This is a genomic window from Variovorax ureilyticus (assembly GCF_050632185.1).
Classification (GTDB): Bacteria; Pseudomonadota; Gammaproteobacteria; order Burkholderiales; family Burkholderiaceae_C; genus Variovorax; species Variovorax ureilyticus_A.
The window spans coordinates 3,338,786-3,354,528 of record NZ_CP192579.1 but is presented as its reverse complement, the minus strand read 5'-3'; the positions used below and the strand labels follow the sequence as shown (position 1 = coordinate 3,354,528).

Annotated in this window: 13 protein-coding genes and 2 pseudogenes; 9 read left to right on the top strand and 6 right to left on the bottom strand. The window is 67.1% G+C overall.

What is annotated here, in order from left to right; genetic code table 11:
• Window positions 1-40: 40 nt before the first annotated feature.
• Window positions 41-868, bottom strand: a complete 828-nt coding sequence (locus ACQ858_RS16515) for a helix-turn-helix domain-containing protein (RefSeq protein ID WP_431273741.1) — start codon at window positions 866-868, stop codon at window positions 41-43.
• Between the two features lie 136 nt (window positions 869-1,004).
• Between ACQ858_RS16515 and acnA the strand changes: the two genes are divergently transcribed.
• From acnA to ACQ858_RS16490, 5 genes and pseudogenes are all read left to right on the top strand, one after another.
• Window positions 1,005-3,743: an aconitate hydratase AcnA gene (gene acnA, locus ACQ858_RS16510; RefSeq protein ID WP_431273740.1), complete on the top strand. Its 2,739-nt coding sequence runs from the start codon at window positions 1,005-1,007 to the stop codon at window positions 3,741-3,743.
• A 127-nt stretch (window positions 3,744-3,870) separates the two neighbouring features.
• Entirely contained in the window at window positions 3,871-4,161 is a 291-nt protein-coding gene (locus tag ACQ858_RS16505) for a FeoA family protein (RefSeq protein ID WP_431273739.1), read from the top strand.
• On the top strand, window positions 4,154-6,052 hold the full coding sequence (gene feoB, locus ACQ858_RS16500) for a ferrous iron transporter B (protein ID WP_431273738.1): 1,899 nt from the start codon (window positions 4,154-4,156) through the stop codon (window positions 6,050-6,052). Before ACQ858_RS16505 ends, feoB begins: the two co-directional genes overlap by 8 nt.
• Before the next feature lies 1 nt (window position 6,053).
• Window positions 6,054-6,206: pseudogene (locus ACQ858_RS16495) on the top strand (DUF6587 family protein); the annotation flags it as partial.
• Window positions 6,207-6,339: 133 nt separating this feature from the next.
• Window positions 6,340-7,518 (top strand): FAD-dependent monooxygenase, encoded by a 1,179-nt coding sequence (locus tag ACQ858_RS16490; protein WP_431273737.1) that lies wholly within the window; start codon window positions 6,340-6,342, stop codon window positions 7,516-7,518.
• A gap of 1 nt (window position 7,519) precedes the next feature.
• Here the strand turns inward: ACQ858_RS16490 and ACQ858_RS16485 are convergent, their stop codons facing one another.
• The 4 genes and pseudogenes from ACQ858_RS16485 to ACQ858_RS16470 form a co-directional block, all read right to left on the bottom strand.
• Complete coding sequence (locus tag ACQ858_RS16485) at window positions 7,520-8,758, bottom strand: SMI1/KNR4 family protein (protein ID WP_431273736.1); 1,239 nt, start codon at window positions 8,756-8,758, stop codon at window positions 7,520-7,522.
• Between the two features lie 49 nt (window positions 8,759-8,807).
• Window positions 8,808-9,459 (bottom strand): annotated as a pseudogene (gene kynB, locus ACQ858_RS16480) (arylformamidase).
• A gap of 59 nt (window positions 9,460-9,518) precedes the next feature.
• Entirely contained in the window at window positions 9,519-10,448 is a 930-nt protein-coding gene (gene argF / locus ACQ858_RS16475; RefSeq protein ID WP_431273735.1) for an ornithine carbamoyltransferase, read from the bottom strand.
• On the bottom strand, window positions 10,445-11,650 hold the full coding sequence (locus ACQ858_RS16470) for an aspartate aminotransferase family protein (protein ID WP_431273734.1): 1,206 nt from the start codon (window positions 11,648-11,650) through the stop codon (window positions 10,445-10,447). The genes argF and ACQ858_RS16470 overlap by 4 nt, the downstream gene beginning before the upstream one ends.
• 167 nt (window positions 11,651-11,817) lie before the next feature.
• On the opposite strand from ACQ858_RS16470, the gene ACQ858_RS16465 reads away from it, so the two are divergent.
• On the top strand, window positions 11,818-12,177 hold the full coding sequence (locus ACQ858_RS16465; RefSeq protein ID WP_431273733.1) for a DUF3579 domain-containing protein: 360 nt from the start codon (window positions 11,818-11,820) through the stop codon (window positions 12,175-12,177).
• Window positions 12,178-12,315: 138 nt separating this feature from the next.
• Here the strand turns inward: ACQ858_RS16465 and rpsT are convergent, their stop codons facing one another.
• Window positions 12,316-12,615, bottom strand: a complete 300-nt coding sequence (gene rpsT, locus ACQ858_RS16460; RefSeq protein ID WP_093160785.1) for a 30S ribosomal protein S20 — start codon at window positions 12,613-12,615, stop codon at window positions 12,316-12,318.
• Window positions 12,616-12,787: 172 nt separating this feature from the next.
• On the opposite strand from rpsT, the gene murJ reads away from it, so the two are divergent.
• From murJ to ACQ858_RS16445, 3 genes are all read left to right on the top strand, one after another.
• Window positions 12,788-14,347, top strand: coding sequence for a murein biosynthesis integral membrane protein MurJ (gene murJ / locus ACQ858_RS16455; RefSeq protein ID WP_431273732.1), 1,560 nt, complete (start codon window positions 12,788-12,790; stop codon window positions 14,345-14,347).
• Window positions 14,348-14,413: 66 nt separating this feature from the next.
• A complete protein-coding gene (locus tag ACQ858_RS16450; RefSeq protein WP_431273731.1) occupies window positions 14,414-15,265 on the top strand; it encodes a SirB1 family protein in 852 nt (283 codons plus the stop codon).
• Window positions 15,265-15,714 (top strand): bleomycin resistance protein, encoded by a 450-nt coding sequence (locus ACQ858_RS16445; RefSeq protein WP_431273730.1) that lies wholly within the window; start codon window positions 15,265-15,267, stop codon window positions 15,712-15,714. The genes ACQ858_RS16450 and ACQ858_RS16445 overlap by 1 nt, the downstream gene beginning before the upstream one ends.
• Window positions 15,715-15,743 lie beyond the last annotated feature (29 nt).

The following is a 15,743-nucleotide window of genomic DNA, read 5'->3' as shown; positions in this document are numbered from 1 at the left end:
CGAGGAACCCCGCTTCGGCGGGGTTTTTGTGGCTGCGGCGTCAGGTGCCTGGGGAGCCGGCCCATGCCGCGAGTGCCCTTGCCGTCTCCGCGTCGGCCGGGAAGAACGATTCCACGGCGAGTTCCTGCAAGGTCACGTCAACCGGTGTGCCGAAGATCGTGGTCGTGCTGATGAAGCTCAGGATGCCGCCGGCCGTCACGAGCTGGAAGGGCACGACCACATTGGCGAGCTCGCCGCCGGCCGTGGGGGCGTCGTGGCCGACGTTCGGCAACGGATAGCCCGCAAGCTCGTCGTGCAGCGCCGACAGTGCAACGTCGCCGGTGGCCGCGATCTGCTGCTGGAGCCGCTCCAGCAGGTGCGCGCGCCATTGCTGCAGATTGGCGATGCGCGGCGCGAGGCCGTCGGGATGCAGGCTCAGCCGCAGCACGTTGACCGGCGGCTCGAGCAGTCCAGGCGCTGCATCGGCCATCAGCAGCGGAACGAGCGCGTTGTGAGCCACCAGATTCCAGTGGCGATCGATCGCCAGCGCCGGAAAAGGCTCGTGACCCTTCAGCACCAGGTCGACCGCTCGCCGTGCCGAGGCCAGCGCCGGATCGTCGAGCGAGCGCTGCCGGTACATCGGCGCGTAGCCGGCCGCGACGAGCAGCGCATTGCGCTCGCGCAGCGGCACCTCCAGCCGCTCGGCGAGGCGCAGCACCATCTCGCGGCTGGGCTCGGCGCGGCCGGTCTCGACATAGCTCAGGTGCCGCGTCGAGACCTGCGCCTCGTTCGCCAGGTCCAGCTGGCTCAGCCGGCGGTGGCGCCGCCAATGCCTCAGGTGCATGCCGAAGGGGTCGGCGGCGGTCGGCGGTGTGCTGTGAGGGGCCATGGACGCCATCGTAGTGATCCCGTGCGCGATCGCCATGACCCCGGAGGTCATGGCGCGCTTGCGTCGCGGGACTGCTGCCGACGTCATCGAAGCCTGCTATCTTTGCGAGGCTTCCACGAATCACAGGAGTTTCCCAATGGCCAAAGAACCGGCGCACGCCTTTGCCCCCATGTTGAAAACCTTCAAGACCGCATCGGGGAAGGCCGGGAAATACTGGTCGCTCAAGGAGCTCGCCAAACAGTACCCGAACGTCGACAAGCTGCCGGTTTCGATCCGCATCGTTCTCGAATCCGTGCTTCGCAACTGCGACGGGCAGAAGGTCACGGCGGAACACGTCGAGCAGCTCGCCAACTGGGCACCCAATGCCGAACGCACCGAGGAAATCCCCTTCGTCGTGACGCGCGTGGTGCTGCAGGACTTCACCGGCGTGCCGCTCCTGGCGGACCTGGCCGCGATGCGCAGCGTGGCCTCATCGCTCGGCAAGTCGCCCAAGACCATCGAGCCGCTGGTGCCGGTGGATCTGGTGGTCGATCACTCGGTGATGGTGGACTACTACGGCACGCCGAAGGCGCTCGACCTCAACATGAAGCTGGAATTCCAGCGCAACAACGAGCGCTACCAGTTCATGAAGTGGGGCATGCAGGCCTTCGATACCTTCGGCGTCGTGCCGCCGGGCTTCGGCATCGTGCATCAGGTCAACCTCGAGTACTTCGCGCGCGGCGTCTACAAGAGCGCGAACGACCGGGGCGACCCGCCGGTCTACTACCCCGATTCATTGGTCGGCACCGACAGCCACACGACCATGATCAACGGCATCGGCGTGGTCGGCTGGGGTGTCGGCGGCATCGAGGCCGAGGCGGCGATGCTGGGACAGCCGGTGTATTTCCTCACGCCCGACGTGGTGGGTTTCGAGCTCACCGGCCAGCTGCGTGAAGGCGTGACGGCCACCGACCTCGTGCTGTATGTGACCTCGATCCTGCGCAGCGAGAAGGTGGTGGGCAAGTTCGTCGAGTTCTTCGGCCCCGGCGCAGCCTCGATCGCGGTGCCGGACCGCGCCACCATCGGCAACATGGCGCCCGAGTACGGCGCGACCATGGGCTTCTTCCCGGTCGACGAGATGACGGTGGACTACTTCAAGGGCACCGGCCGTACCGACGCGGAAGTGGAGCGCTTCGAGGCGTATTACAAGGCGCAGGGTCTCTTCGGCATGCCGGCGCCTGGCGAGCTCAATTACACCAAGGTCGTCAGGCTCGACCTCGGCACGGTCACGCCGAGCCTTGCCGGCCCGAAGCGCCCGCAGGACCGCATCAATCTCGGCGATCTCGCAACGAAGTTCTCCGAGCTCTACAGCAAGCCGATCGAAGCGAATGGCTTCAACCTTCCGGGCGACACGCTGAGGCAGCGCCACGCGCTGCCCGGTTCGGACGACGTGGCCATCGGCAATGGCGACGTGCTGATTGCCGCGATCACCTCGTGCACCAACACCTCGAATCCGAGCGTGCTGCTCGCTGCCGGCCTTCTTGCCAAGAAAGCGGTGAAGGCGGGGCTCTCGGTCAAGCCGCACGTCAAGACCTCGCTGGCGCCTGGTTCGCGCATCGTGACCGAGTACCTCGAGAAAGCGGGCCTGTTGCCGTATCTGGAAAAGCTCGGCTTCTACCTGGCCGGCTATGGCTGCACCACCTGCATCGGCAACGCCGGCGATCTCGCACCCGAGATCAACGAGGTGATCACGAAGAACAACCTCGTCGGTGCTGCGGTGCTCTCCGGCAACCGCAATTTCGAGGCGCGGATTCATCCGAACCTCAAGGCCAACTTCCTGGCATCGCCGCCGCTGGTGGTGGCCTATGCGATCGCCGGCAACGTGATGGTCGACCTCATGACCCAGCCGATCGGCAAGGGCAAGAAGGGGCAGGACGTCTACCTCGGCGACATCTGGCCGAGCGCGAAGGAGATCGACGAGAACCTGCGCTACGCGATGAATGCCAAGGCCTTCCGCAAGAACTACGAGCAGATCAAGGACAAGCCCGGCAAGCTCTGGAGCAGCATCAAGGGGACGGCCGGGCAGGTGTACGACTGGCCCGAATCCACCTACATCGCCAAGCCGCCGTTCTTCGAGGGCTTCAAGATGGAGCCGCATGCGGCCGACGCGGGCTTCACCGGCGCACGGATCATGGCGCTGTTCGGCGATTCGATCACCACCGACCACATCTCGCCGGCTGGCTCCATCAAGGAGAGCTCGCCCGCAGGCCTCTGGCTGAAGGCGAACGGCGTTCAGAAGGCCGATTTCAACAGCTATGGCTCGCGCCGCGGCAACCATGAAGTGATGATGCGCGGCACCTTTGCCAACGTGCGCATCAAGAACCTCATGATCCCGGCCGCGGCAGATGGCTCGCGCGAGGAGGGCGGCGTGACGCTCTTCCAGCCGGGCGGCGAAAAGATGCCGATCTACGACGCGGCGATGAAGTACATCCAGCAGGGCGTGCCGACCATCGTCTTCGGCGGCGAGGAATACGGCACCGGCTCATCGCGCGACTGGGCGGCCAAGGGCACGCAGTTGCTCGGCATCAAGGCCGTGGTCGCGCGCAGCTTCGAGCGCATCCACCGTGCGAACCTCGTCGGCATGGGCGTGCTGCCGCTGCAGTTCCGCGGCGCCGACTCATGGGAGAGCCTGGGCCTTGCCGGCGACGAGAAGATCGACGTCGTGATCGGCGGCGAACTCAGGCCGCAGATGGACGTCAAGCTGGTCGTCCATCGTGCCGACGGCAGCCACCAGGAAGTGACGGTTCGGCTGCGTATCGACACGCCGATCGAGGTCGACTACTACAAGCACGGTGGCATCCTGCCGTTCGTGCTGCGGCAGTTGTTGGCGGCTTGACCTCCGCCTGATGTTCGCCTGACTTGCCGCCGGTTTCACTGTTCCCCGGAAGGATTCTTCAGCGCCGCGCCCCAAGTGCGCCGTTTTCGAGAATAATTCTCATTTTGAAGACTCCTGGAATCTGCGGGTGACGAATTCGACCGGTGCGGCCCTGGCCGCCATCAGCCTCCACCAACTTCCCAACCGTCAGTGGGCGACGGTGCTCGACGTCGCGCGGCCGGATTCGCCCGAGGACCGCGATCTGGCACTGCGCCTCACCGAGATCGGATTCGTTCCCGGCGAGGCGGTCTGCATCGTCGCCAACGGGGTGCCGGGACGCGAGCCGCTGGCAGTGCGAGTGGGCCATACGACGTTTGCACTGCGCCGTCATGAGGCAGCGCTGATCCGCGTCACCCCGGGAGCGGCCGGCCATGGTTGAGGCAGCGCTCACGTTCAAGCCCGGCGCCGCGTCATCGTCGAGTCCGCCGGAGCGCATCGCGCTGCTGGGCAACCCCAACTGCGGCAAGACGGCGCTGTTCAACCTGCTCACCGGCAGCCGGCAGAAGGTCGCGAACTACGCGGGCGTGACCGTCGAGCGCAAGGAAGGCCTGCTCCGCACCGCATCCGGCCGGCGCGTCTTCGTGCTCGACCTGCCCGGCGCCTACAGTCTCAACGCGCTGTCGGCCGACGAGGCGGTCACGCGCGACGTGGTCACCGGCAAGAGCAGCGAGGCGCCGCCCGACCTGCTGGTGTGCGTCACCGATGCCACCAACCTGCGCCTCAATCTGCGGCTCGTGCTCGACGCCAAGCGCCTCGGACTGCCGATGGTGGTGGCGCTGAACATGACCGACATGGCGAGGAAGCAGGGCATCCAGGTCGACACGGCTGCGCTGTCGCGCGAACTCGGCGTGCCGGTGATCGAGACCGTCGGCGTCCAGAGCGACGGCGCGCGCGCCTTGATCGAAACCCTGGACCTCCCGGTTGCCGCTGCCGCGCCGCGCGCGTGGCACGCACCGGGCTTCGACGAGGTGCTCGACACCCAGCGCGAAGTGCGACGCATCCTCGCCGCGACCGTGAAGGAGCCCGTCGGCAGCCTGGCGACCAGCGACCGCATCGATCGCGTCGTGATGCATCCGGTGTGGGGCATGCTGGTGCTGGCGATCACGATGTTCCTGATGTTCCAGGCGGTCTTCAGCTGGGCCGCCGTGCCGATGGAGGCCATCAAGGAAGCGACCGCTGCCTTCGGTGGATTCGTGAAGCACGTGCTGCCCGAAGGCATGCTGCAAAGCCTGCTGGTCGACGGTATCGTCGCCGGGGCGGGCGGCGTGATCGTGTTCCTGCCGCAGATCCTGATCCTGTTCCTGTTCATCCTGGCGCTGGAGGATTCGGGCTACCTGCCGCGTGCGGCCTTCCTGCTCGACCGCGTCATGGGCACGGTGGGGTTGTCGGGCCGCTCCTTCATTCCGCTGCTGTCGAGCTTCGCCTGCGCCATTCCCGGCGTGATGGCGACGCGCACCATCACCAACTGGCGCGACCGGATCACGACGATCATGATCGCGCCGCTCATGACCTGCTCGGCGCGCTTGCCGGTCTATGCGCTGCTGATCGCCGCCTTCATTCCGTCGCGCACTTTGGGTGGCGTGTTCAATCTCCAGGGCGCGGTGCTGTTCGCGCTGTACGCCTTCGGCATCGTCTCGGCGATGGCGGTGGCGTGGGTCATGAAGCGCTTCCGCGACAGCAAGGCGCATTCGCCGCTGATGATGGAGCTGCCGGCCTATCGCTGGCCCAATCTGCGCAATCTCGCGCTCGGGCTCTACGAGCGCGCCTGGATCTTCCTGCAGCGCGTGGGCACGATCATCCTGACGCTCACGATCCTGCTGTGGTTTCTCTCGACCTTCCCCTCGCCGCCGGAAGGCGCGACCGGGCCGGCGATCCAGTACAGCCTGGCCGGCATCATCGGCCGCGGGCTCGAGCACATCTTCGCGCCCATCGGCTTCAACTGGCAGATTTCGATCGCGCTCGTGCCCGGCATGGCCGCGCGCGAGGTGGCGGTGGGCGCGCTCGGTACCGTCTATGCGCTCTCGGCCACCGGTGACGACGTCGCGGGCCAACTGGCACCGCTGCTCGCGGGGAGCTGGTCGCTGGCGACGGCACTCTCGCTGCTGGTGTGGTACGTTTTCGCGCCGCAGTGCATCTCGACGCTCGCCACGGTCAAGCGCGAGACCGGCTCGTGGCGCTACGTGTCGATCATGGCTGGCTATTTGTTCGGACTCGCCTACATTGCGTGCTGGATCACTTATCGGGTGGCCCTGGCTCTCACAGGAGGATGAGATGGCACAACAAATCGTCGTCGCGCTGATCGTCGCGCTGGCCGCGGTCTATGCGGTCTGGCGCTGGATGCCTGGCAACTGGCGCCGGACCATGGCCGCCAAGGTGGCGGCCGGCTCGCATCGCGCCGGGCTGGTCGATGAAGAACGCGCCGGCCGGCTTGCCGAATCGCTGGGCAAGACCTCGGGCTGCGGTTCGTGCGACAGCTGCGGCAGCTGTTCGACCCCGCCGGCCGGACGGCCGAAGCAGGCAAGACATCCGTGCGGCGCTCCCACTGAGCGCGCGGTCGATGGCGGCACACGTCCTGATCGCGGGAGGTGGCATCGCGGGTCTCGCGAGTGCGCTGGCGCTCGCGCGCCGACGCCACCGCATCGACCTGCTGGAGCAGGCGGTGGCTTTCGGCGAAGTCGGCGCCGGCATCCAGCTCGGGCCGAACGTCACGCGGCGGCTGCAGGCGCTCGGCCTTTCCGAGGGCCTCATGCGCGTTGCTGCACGGCCGGAGGCGCTGGTGGTCCGCAGCGCGACGGTGGGCAAGGAGATCGCGCGGCTGCCGCTCGGCAACGCGATGCTGCACAGTTACGCAGCGCCCTACCTTTGCGTTCACCGCGCGGATCTCCACGCACTGTTGCTTGCGGCGGTTCGCGGCACTGGCGCGGCCACGCTCACCACGGGCGCGCGGGTGACGCAGGTCACTGCGCGCGGCGACTCCGTCTGCGCGGCGAGCGCCGATTCGCGCGTCTGGGAAGCCGATGCGCTGATCGGCGCCGACGGCCTCTGGAGCACGGTGCGCCCCAGCGTCATCGAGGATGCGTCGCCGCCGCGCGCCACGGGGCATACCGCGTGGCGCGCGATGGTCGACCAGTCGGCCCTGCCGGCGGCGCTGCGCAGCACGCGCGTCGACGTCTGGCTCGGGCCGCGGCTGCATGCGGTGTCCTATCCGGTGCGCCGGGGCGATGCGCTCAATGTGGTGGTGCTGGCCGAGGCCGCGCCCGAAGGCGATGCGCGCGACTGGGACCGTCGGACGAGCCTCGCCGCGTTGCAGCAGGCCACCGGCCGCACCTGCGGTGAACTCAAGGCCTTGCTTGAAGCCGTGCCTTCATGGCGCGCGTGGACGCTCAATGACCGGCCGCCGCTCACGGGCCCGCACCAGATGGCGGGCGAGCGCATCGCGTTGGTCGGCGATGCGGCGCATCCCATGCTGCCGTATCTCGCGCAGGGTGCGGGCATGGCGATCGAGGATGCGGTCGCGCTCGCGGATGCCCTCGATGGCGGTTCGGCCGCGCAGGTGCCGGCGGCCTTCGCGCGCTATGCCGACGAGCGCTGGGAGCGCAACGCCAACGTGCAGGCGCGCGCGCGGCGCAACGGCGAGATCTTTCATGCGACCGGCCTCGTGCGCATGGGCCGCGATGCGGCGCTGCGCTTGCTCGGCGCGAAGTTGCTCGACGTGCCCTGGCTCTACGACGCCTGAATCAGAGGCTGAAGCTGCGCAGGTGATCCGCGCGCCGGGTCAGGCCGGCCAGTCCCAGGTAGTGCGTCAGGCGGCCCTCGCGAACTTCGACCAGCGAGGACTCGAGCTCGGCGAGCATCTCGTCCCGCGCGGCCGCGTAGGCGGTCGCGAGGTCATCGTGCGACTGCGCGTAGGCGCCGGCGATGACCCGCGCCGCAGCGGGTGCGCCGCAGGCCACGCATTCGGCGATGGCGGTGGGGCTGGGTTGCGCGCCGTGGGTGAGCAGCAGGTCGGCGAGCTCGGGGGAGATCGGGTTGTCGATCTCGTCCAGCGCGTCGGGCGCGACCGGCGCACCCGCGCGCACCAGCGCGGCGGCGGCGGCATGCGCGCCATGGCTGATCGCGAGATCGGTCGCGATCGCGCTACCGCTCAAGGGGCCTTCGAGCGAAACGCCCGCGACGTGCAGCTTCGCCACCAGCTCGGCGTCGTCGGTGGCGACCGCATGGCGCAGCGCGATGCGCGACAGCGGCCCGTTGTCGCCCAGCGTGCCGTCTGCGAGCGCTGCGCGCCAGTCCACCATGGCCTGGCGGTAGAAGGCGATGACCTTGTCCATCAGCTCGATCGGCAATCCGTCTTCCTGATGACGATCATCGAGGTATTCGAGCAACGCCTGCCCGGTGAAGTACTCGCCTGCGGGCTCGAGCGGGTCTTCGTCGAGGCGTAGCGCCTCGAAGGCGGCATAGAGGTCGTGTGCGACGGTCGTCATGCCGTCTTCGTGCATCTCGTGCGCCCAGGCTTGGGGCAGGCCCTGCTTCCATGCGAGGACGTGCCCGTAGTCGGCGCCGGACTCCACCACTGCGTAGACGCGATCGCAATACTCGAAGCCGCCGAAAGGCAGCAGCGTGAGCTTGCCGTCCCAGGCCTCGGCGCTCTCGGCGGCGGCGTCCTTTGCGCCCTGGAGCTCGTTCTCGATCCATCCCTGCAGGTCGTGGTAGGCATCGCTGCCGTTCCAGAAGAGCTCGTTCCAGCTGAACGACTCCTCGTTGCCGTTCATGCGAAGGTGCAGGTCATAGTCCAGCCGCCCGCCGGCGGTGACGCGCCAGAGAGAAAGAAGATCCGGCGGAATAGGCCCTGCGCAGACGGCCTGCACGGCCGCGATCTGCTCGGCGGACATCGGTGGCTGCGCGTCGAAGATCACGCGCTTGGCGAAGAGCACGACGCCATGCGTGCGCAACTGGGCGAGTTCGTCGTCACTGAACATCGGTCATCTCCGTTTCCTGCCTTCGATGGTGGGTATCTGCGCGAATAGCTTACGCCCCCGATCCCGGTCGCGCCAGTTCGCGCAGCACTGCGCGCACCGGCGACGCATCCGCGTCCACAAGCTTCAGCGGCAGCGCGATGAGCTCGTAGTCACCTTCGGGTACGTCGTCGAGCACGAGGTTCTCGAGCACCCGCAACCCGAGTCTGCGGATGGTCTGGTGGCTGTCGAGCGTCTTGCTGTCGGCCGGATCGATGCTGGCGGTGTCGATGCCGATCAGGCTCACGCCGAGGGCCGCCGAGGCGTTCGATCGTGGCGGGCGCGAAGGCCGCAAGCTCGGCATCCCACCGATCGATGGGTGCGCGTTCGTAGGTGCGAACCAGGACGCGTGGAGGCAGTGCATCGATCGCGTGCGCGATGTGCGCCCATTCGATCAGCGGGCCGCAGGCGATCGCATGAATCACACGGCAAGGACCGAGGTACGGCGAGAGATCGACCCTGCCGATGGTCGCGCCGTCGGGATCGTAGTGAATCGGCGCATCGGCATGCGCCCCGATGTGCGGCGACAGCGCGATCTCGCTGACGTTGACGGGGCAGTCCGGGGCGATGGTCGTGACCCAGCGCTGCCGGTACGGCGAGTCGCCGGGGAACACCGGTGCACCTTCATGCACCGGGGGAGAGATGTCCCAGAGTCTTGCGTTCATGGCGCGAAGTTAGCGCGACGAACGGGACCGCGGTGTCGGTACTTTCCAATGATGCCGGCTCAGGCCAGCCGGCCCAGCAGGAGGTACTCCATGAGCGCCTTCTGCACGTGCATCCGGTTCTCGGCCTCGTCCCAGACCACCGATTGCGGCCCGTCGATGACCTCGGCCTCGACTTCCTCGCCGCGGTGCGCGGGCAGGCAGTGCATGAAGAGGGCGTCCGGTTGCGCCACGCGCATCATGTCGGTGTCGACGCACCACTCGGCGAAGGCGGTGCGGCGGGTCTCGTTCTCGGCCTCGTAGCCCATGCTGGTCCACACGTCGGTGGTGACCAGGTCGGCGCCGCGGCAGGCTTCCATCGGGTCCTTGAACACCTTGTAGCTGTCGCTGGAGCGGATGCCGGCGATCGACTGGTCGACCTCGTAGCCGCTCGGCGTACTGACATGCACCGTGAAGCCCAGGATTTCGCTCGCCTGCAGCCAGGTGTTGGCCATGTTGTTGCCGTCGCCGACCCACGCGACCGTCTTGCCGGCGATCGAGCCGCGGTGCTCGATGTAGGTGAAGATGTCCGCGAGGATCTGGCAAGGGTGGAACTCGTTGGTCAGCCCGTTGATCACCGGCACGCGCGAGTGCGCGGCGAAGGCTTCGATCTTGGTCTGCTCGAAGGTCCGGATCATCACGAGGTCCACCATGCGGCTGATGACCTTGGCGCTGTCCTCGATCGGCTCGGCACGTCCGAGCTGGCTGTCGCCGGTGGTGAGGTGCACCACGCTGCCCCCGAGCTGGTACATGCCCGCCTCGAAGCTCACCCGCGTACGGGTCGAGGCCTTCTCGAAGATCATCGCCAGCGTCCGGTCGACCAGCGGCTGGTGCTTTTCGTAGGCCTTGAACCTTTTCTTGATCAGTGCGGCGCGCGTGAGCAGGTACGCATAGTCGTCCGCGGTGAGATCCGAAAACTGCAGGTAATGCTTGATGGCAGGCGTCTGGCTCATGGCTGAGGTTCCGCGAGGAAGGCTTTCACGATCGGGGCGAGGATCGCCACGATTTCATCCGCTTCGGCGATGCTCAGGATCAATGGTGGCACGAGTCGGATCACGCTGTCGGCGGTCACGCTCAGCAACAGGCCGGCTTCGCAGGCGCGGTTGAGGATCACGCCGCACGGCCGGTCGAGCTCGATGCCGAGCATCAGCCCTTGGCCGCGGACTTCCTTCACGCCGGCGACGCCGCCGAGTTCGCGCTCCAGCGCGGCCTTCAGGTGGGCACCGACGTTCGCGGCGTTTTCGAGCAGCTTCTGCTCTTCCATGATCCGGATCGTCTCGATGCCGGCGCGCATGGCGAGCGGGTTGCCGCCGAAGGTCGTGCCGTGGTTGCCCGGCCCGAAGATGTTGGCAGCGCGCGGGCCCGCCACCACCGCGCCGACCGGCACGCCCGAACCGAGGCCCTTGGCCAGCGGCATCACGTCCGGCGTGATGCCGGCCCACTGGTGCGCAAACCACTTGCCGGTGCGACCCATGCCGCACTGCACCTCGTCGATCATCATGAGCCAGTCGCGCTCGTCGCAGAGCTGGCGCACCTGGCGCAGGTATTCCCAGCGCATCGGGTGGATGCCGCCTTCGCCCTGGATGGTCTCGAACATCACGGCGACCACGTTCGGATTGCCTTCGGTGGCCTTCTTGAGCGCGTCGAAGTCGTTGAGCGGCACCCGGATGAAGCCTTCGACCAGCGGCTCGAAGCCCTTCTGGATCTTCGGGTTGCCGGTGGCCGACAGCGTGGCGATGCTGCGGCCGTGGAAGGCGGCCTCGTAGACCACGATCTCGGGCCGCTGGATGCCCTTGTCGTGGCCGAACTTGCGCGCGAGCTTGAGTGCCGCCTCGTTGGCTTCCAGTCCGGTGGAGCAGAAGAAGACGTTGGTCATGCCGGCGAGCTCGGTCAGCTTGGCCGCGAGCTTCTCCTGGCCGGGGACGTGGTAGTAGTTGGAGCTGTGGATCAGCTTGGAAATCTGGTCCTGCAGCGCCGGCACCAGCTCCGGGTGGTTGTGGCCGAGCGTGTTGACGGCGATGCCGCCCAGGCCGTCCACGTACGCACGGCCTTCGGTGTCCCAGACTCGGCAGCCCTGGCCGTGCGACAGCGCGATCGGCAGGCGGCCGTAAGTGTTCATGACATGGGGCGAAGAGGGGGCGGCAGTGGCGCTCATGCGTATCTCCGGAAAAGGGAAGGCGGATTCTAGGCGTCCGCTTTGAAGCCTTCATTGAGGATTGCGCATCACACCAATGCCCCTGCGCATGTCGCGCGCGGGACCCCCGGATAGAATCGGTTGTGCGGCGCAGCACGAGCCCGTGCATTCATCCCGCCAACCGACCGATGGTCTCTCCCAACGCCAAAGAAATCTTCATTCAGGGCATCACCAACGATGGCCGGACCTTTCGCCCGAGCGACTGGGCCGAGCGGCTGGCCGGCGTGATGTGCTCATTCCGTCCGGGCGGACCCCGGCCGGGGAGCCACCTGAGCTATTCGCCGTGGTGCGTCCCGACGGTCATCAACGGCGTCAAGTGCGTGGTCGTCAACCGCCAACTGCGCGACGCGGAGCCGATGGCCTGGGATTTCTGCGTCAACTTCGCCAAGGACAACAACCTGCAGGTGGCGGAAGCCTGCCTGGTTCCGGACGCGCCGGAAGCCCCGGCCAAGGCGCCCGCCAAGCCGCCGGTCGTGACGGAAAAGTAATCGGGGGAGAGCGTCCCCGGAGTTCCGCCAACGGAGCGCCCATGAAAAAACCGCCCGAAGGCGGTTTTTTCTTTGCTGCAGCGCACCCGGATCAAACGGCGGACCAGCGAACCGGTCCGGGCTGTTTGCCTGAAAGTGTCAGGCGGCCAGGGCCAGGGTCTTGACCTTGGCGGCGAGGCGGCTCTTGTCGCGAGCAGCCTTGTTCTTGTGGAAGATGCCCTTGTCGGCGACGGTGTCGAGGACGCTCTGGGCCTTCGCGAAGTTTTCAGCCGCCTTGGTCTTGTCGCCGGCCAGGACGGCCTTCTCGACGTTCTTCACGGCGGTGCGGTATTTGGAGCGCAGCGAGGTGTTCGCAGCGTTGAGCTTGACGTCCTGGCGGGCGCGCTTGCGGCCCGACGCGAGGCGCGGGTTCTTTTTCTTGGGCTTGGTAGATGCCACGGTGAGTGTTCCTTGAGTGTCTGTGGATGTTGCAGCAAAGCCGACCATTATATCGCCCCCAGGCTTCGCGCACTTCGTGTCGCTTCGCCACCCCCTGTCCGGGGGCACACCCGGCGGCCCGGCGGAGCCGGTTCCGCGGGTGTCCTGGCCAGTACCCATACACTCGCGGGCCGTGTCGCTTTTCAAATCCGCTTCCACCGTTTCGTTGCTGACGCTCGCTTCCCGGGTCACCGGGCTTGTCCGCGACGTGCTCATGACCTCCGTGTTCGGGGTCAGCGCGATGACCGACGCCTTCTATGTGGCATTTCGCATCCCGAATTTGTTTCGCCGTGTGTTCGGCGAAGGCGCTTTCAGCCAGGCCTTCGTGCCGGTGCTTGCGGCGACGAAGACAGAAGAGGGCAACCAGGGCGCGAAGAAACTGGTCGACCACGTCTCGACGCTCCTGACCTGGACCCTGGTGTTGATTTGCGTGCTTGGCGTGATCGGTGCGCCGCTCATGGTCTGGGCCATGGCGAGCGGGCTGAAGCCGGGCGGCTTCGAGGCCGCCGTCGTCATGACGCGCTGGATGTTTCCCTACATCGGCTTCATGTCGCTCGTGGCGCTGGCCGGCGGCGTGCTCAACACCTGGCGCAAGTTCGCGGTGCCCGCCGCCTCGCCGGTGCTGCTCAACGTGGCGCTGATCCTCTCGATCGTGGTGGGCGCACCCTGGTTTCGCCGCCTGGGGATCGAGCCGATCTACGCCCAGTGCGTGGGCGTGATGGTCGGCGGCGTGCTGCAGCTCGCGATCCAGATCCCCGCCTTGCGGGGGCTCGGGATGCTGCCGAGGATCGGTGCGAGCGCCGCCGCGATCCGCGCGGCCTGGGCCGACCCGACGACACGCAAGATCGTCGGCCTGATGCTTCCCGCGCTGATCGGTGTCAGCGTGGCGCAGATTTCGCTGCTCATCAACACGCAGATCGCATCGCATCTCGCCACCGGCAGCGTGACCTGGATCACCAACGCCGACCGCCTCATGGAATTCCCGACGGCGCTGCTGGGCGTGGCACTGGGCGTGGTGCTGATGCCGCAGCTGGCCAGCGCCCGCGCGGCGAAGGATGACGCGCGCTATTCGTCGATGCTGGACTGGGGCTTGCGCCTCGTGGTCCTCCTGTCCGTGCCCTGCGCCCTGGCATTGCTGGTCTTTTCGCAGCCGCTGGTGGCGGTGCTGTTCCACAACGGTGCGTTCGGCGAGGCGGACGTGCGGCGCACCACCGCCGCGCTCATGGGCTACGGCGTGGGGCTCGTCGGCCTCGTGGCGATCAAGGTTCTCGCGCCCGGCTACTACGCCAAGCACGACATGCGCACGCCCATGCTGATCGCGGTCGGCGTTCTGGTGCTCACGCAGGCGCTCAACTTCCTCCTGGTGCCGTTGCTGCAGCATGCGGCACTCACGCTCACGATCGGGATCGGCGCGATGGTCAACGCCGTCTGGTTGCTGGTCGGGCTGATCCGGCGCGGCAGTTACAGGCCCGAACCGGGATGGGGCAAGTTCCTGCTCCAGGTGGCGATCGGCACGCTGGTCCTGGCGGTGCTTCTCTTGTGGGGCGCGCGGCATTTCGACTGGATCGCCCTTCGCGAAGCGCGCCTCCTTCGCATCGGCCTGCTCGCGGCGCTGATCGCCGGCGCCGCGGCGCTCTACTTCGCGGTGCTGGCGGCGGTCGGCGTGAAGCTGCGCAGTTTCGTGCGCCGCTGATCGCCGGCCTCGCGACCTCGGTGTCGGCAACCTTGACGCTCCCCCTTTGCTCCTCTACAAAGCCACATGACGTTCAGCTTTCATGCGCCCACTGCGCTCGAGTATTTCGAATCGCTCGTCAAGAGCGATGAGCAGTTCCCATTGCTCGAGGCAGCGGCGAGCATCGCGCAGGACGAATACCCTGAACTCGATGTCCAGCAGGTGCTCGGAGACGTCGATCAGTTGCTTGCGCGCCTCAAGCGCCGCCTGCCCGCCGATGCGGCGCCGCTGCAACGCCTGCGGGCGCTCAACCAGTTCTTCTTCCACGACCTGAGCTTCGGCGGCAACGTCAACGACTACTACGACCCGGACAACAGCTACCTCAACGCCGTGTTGCGCACGCGCCGCGGTATTCCGATCTCGCTTGCCGTGTTGTGGATGGAGCTGGCGCATGGTCTCGGCCTGCAGGCGCGCGGTGTGGGTTTCCCGGGGCATTTCATGCTCAAGGTCACGCTGCCGAAGGGACAGGTGGTCATCGATCCTTTCACCGGCAAGTCGTTGTCGCGCGAAGAGCTCAGCGAGCGGCTCGAACCCTACAAGCGCAGCAACGGCCTCGTGGGCGACTTCGACGTGCCGTTGGGCCTGTATCTCCAGCCGGCCACGCCGCGCGAAATCATCGGGCGCATGCTGCGCAACCTGAAAGAGATCCACCACGCGCAGGAGGACTGGCAGCGCGCGATCGCGGTTCAGGACCGACTGGTCGCGCTGCTTCCCGAGGCATGGGGCGAGTACCGCGATCGCGGCCTGGCGCATGCCGAGCAGGGTAATTCCGCGCTCGCGGTCCGTGATCTTGAAACCTATCTCGCGCACGCCGAGGAAGCGCTGGACATCGACACCATCGCGGAGCGCGTCGCAGCTCTGCGCCGCGCGGAGAGCTGATGGGATCGTCGCCGGGAGCCGGCCCGGATCGGGGTGCCACGGCAGCCCCGGCGACCGACCTCGGCACGCTGCACGAGTTCCATGGCATCCAGCCGGTGCTTCCGGTGACGGATGCTGCGCGGGCCGCGCGCTATTTCCGCGACGTGCTCGGTTTCGAGATCGACTTCATCGCCGGCGAGCCGCCGAGCTATGCCCGGGTGAAGAAGGGCGATCGCACTTATGGCGATCCGGTCTACATCCGACTGTGGCAATGCGGGCAGCGAGACGCCCAACCGTGGCGCGGCGAGATCGTGATCCATGTCGGGCGCGATGTGGATGGACTGCACGCCGCATACGTGAAGCGCGGCGTCAACGTCATCGAGCCGCCGACTTCCCAACCCTGGGGCCTGCGCGAATTCGTGATTCGCGAGCCGGATGGTCACATCCTGCGGTTCTGCGGATATCTTTAGTTCGACCCCAGCCTCGCCCACTTCGTGTG

What these genes read in the sequence shown, in the direction of transcription:
- acnA (WP_431273740.1), top strand. Translation starts at nt 1,005, where the DNA reads ATGGCCAAAGAACCGGCGCACGCCTTTGCCCCCATGTTGAAAACCTTC.
- ACQ858_RS16470 (WP_431273734.1), bottom strand. Translation starts at nt 11,650, where the DNA reads ATGAGCGCCACTGCCGCCCCCTCTTCGCCCCATGTCATGAACACTTAC.
- ACQ858_RS16515 (WP_431273741.1), bottom strand. Translation starts at nt 868, where the DNA reads ATGGCCCCTCACAGCACACCGCCGACCGCCGCCGACCCCTTCGGCATG.
- ACQ858_RS16485 (WP_431273736.1), bottom strand. Translation starts at nt 8,758, where the DNA reads ATGTTCAGTGACGACGAACTCGCCCAGTTGCGCACGCATGGCGTCGTG.
- argF (WP_431273735.1), bottom strand. Translation starts at nt 10,448, where the DNA reads ATGAGCCAGACGCCTGCCATCAAGCATTACCTGCAGTTTTCGGATCTC.
- feoB (WP_431273738.1), top strand. Translation starts at nt 4,154, where the DNA reads ATGGTTGAGGCAGCGCTCACGTTCAAGCCCGGCGCCGCGTCATCGTCG.
- ACQ858_RS16465 (WP_431273733.1), top strand. Translation starts at nt 11,818, where the DNA reads ATGGTCTCTCCCAACGCCAAAGAAATCTTCATTCAGGGCATCACCAAC.
- ACQ858_RS16445 (WP_431273730.1), top strand. Translation starts at nt 15,265, where the DNA reads ATGGGATCGTCGCCGGGAGCCGGCCCGGATCGGGGTGCCACGGCAGCC.
- ACQ858_RS16490 (WP_431273737.1), top strand. Translation starts at nt 6,340, where the DNA reads ATGGCGGCACACGTCCTGATCGCGGGAGGTGGCATCGCGGGTCTCGCG.
- ACQ858_RS16450 (WP_431273731.1), top strand. Translation starts at nt 14,414, where the DNA reads ATGACGTTCAGCTTTCATGCGCCCACTGCGCTCGAGTATTTCGAATCG.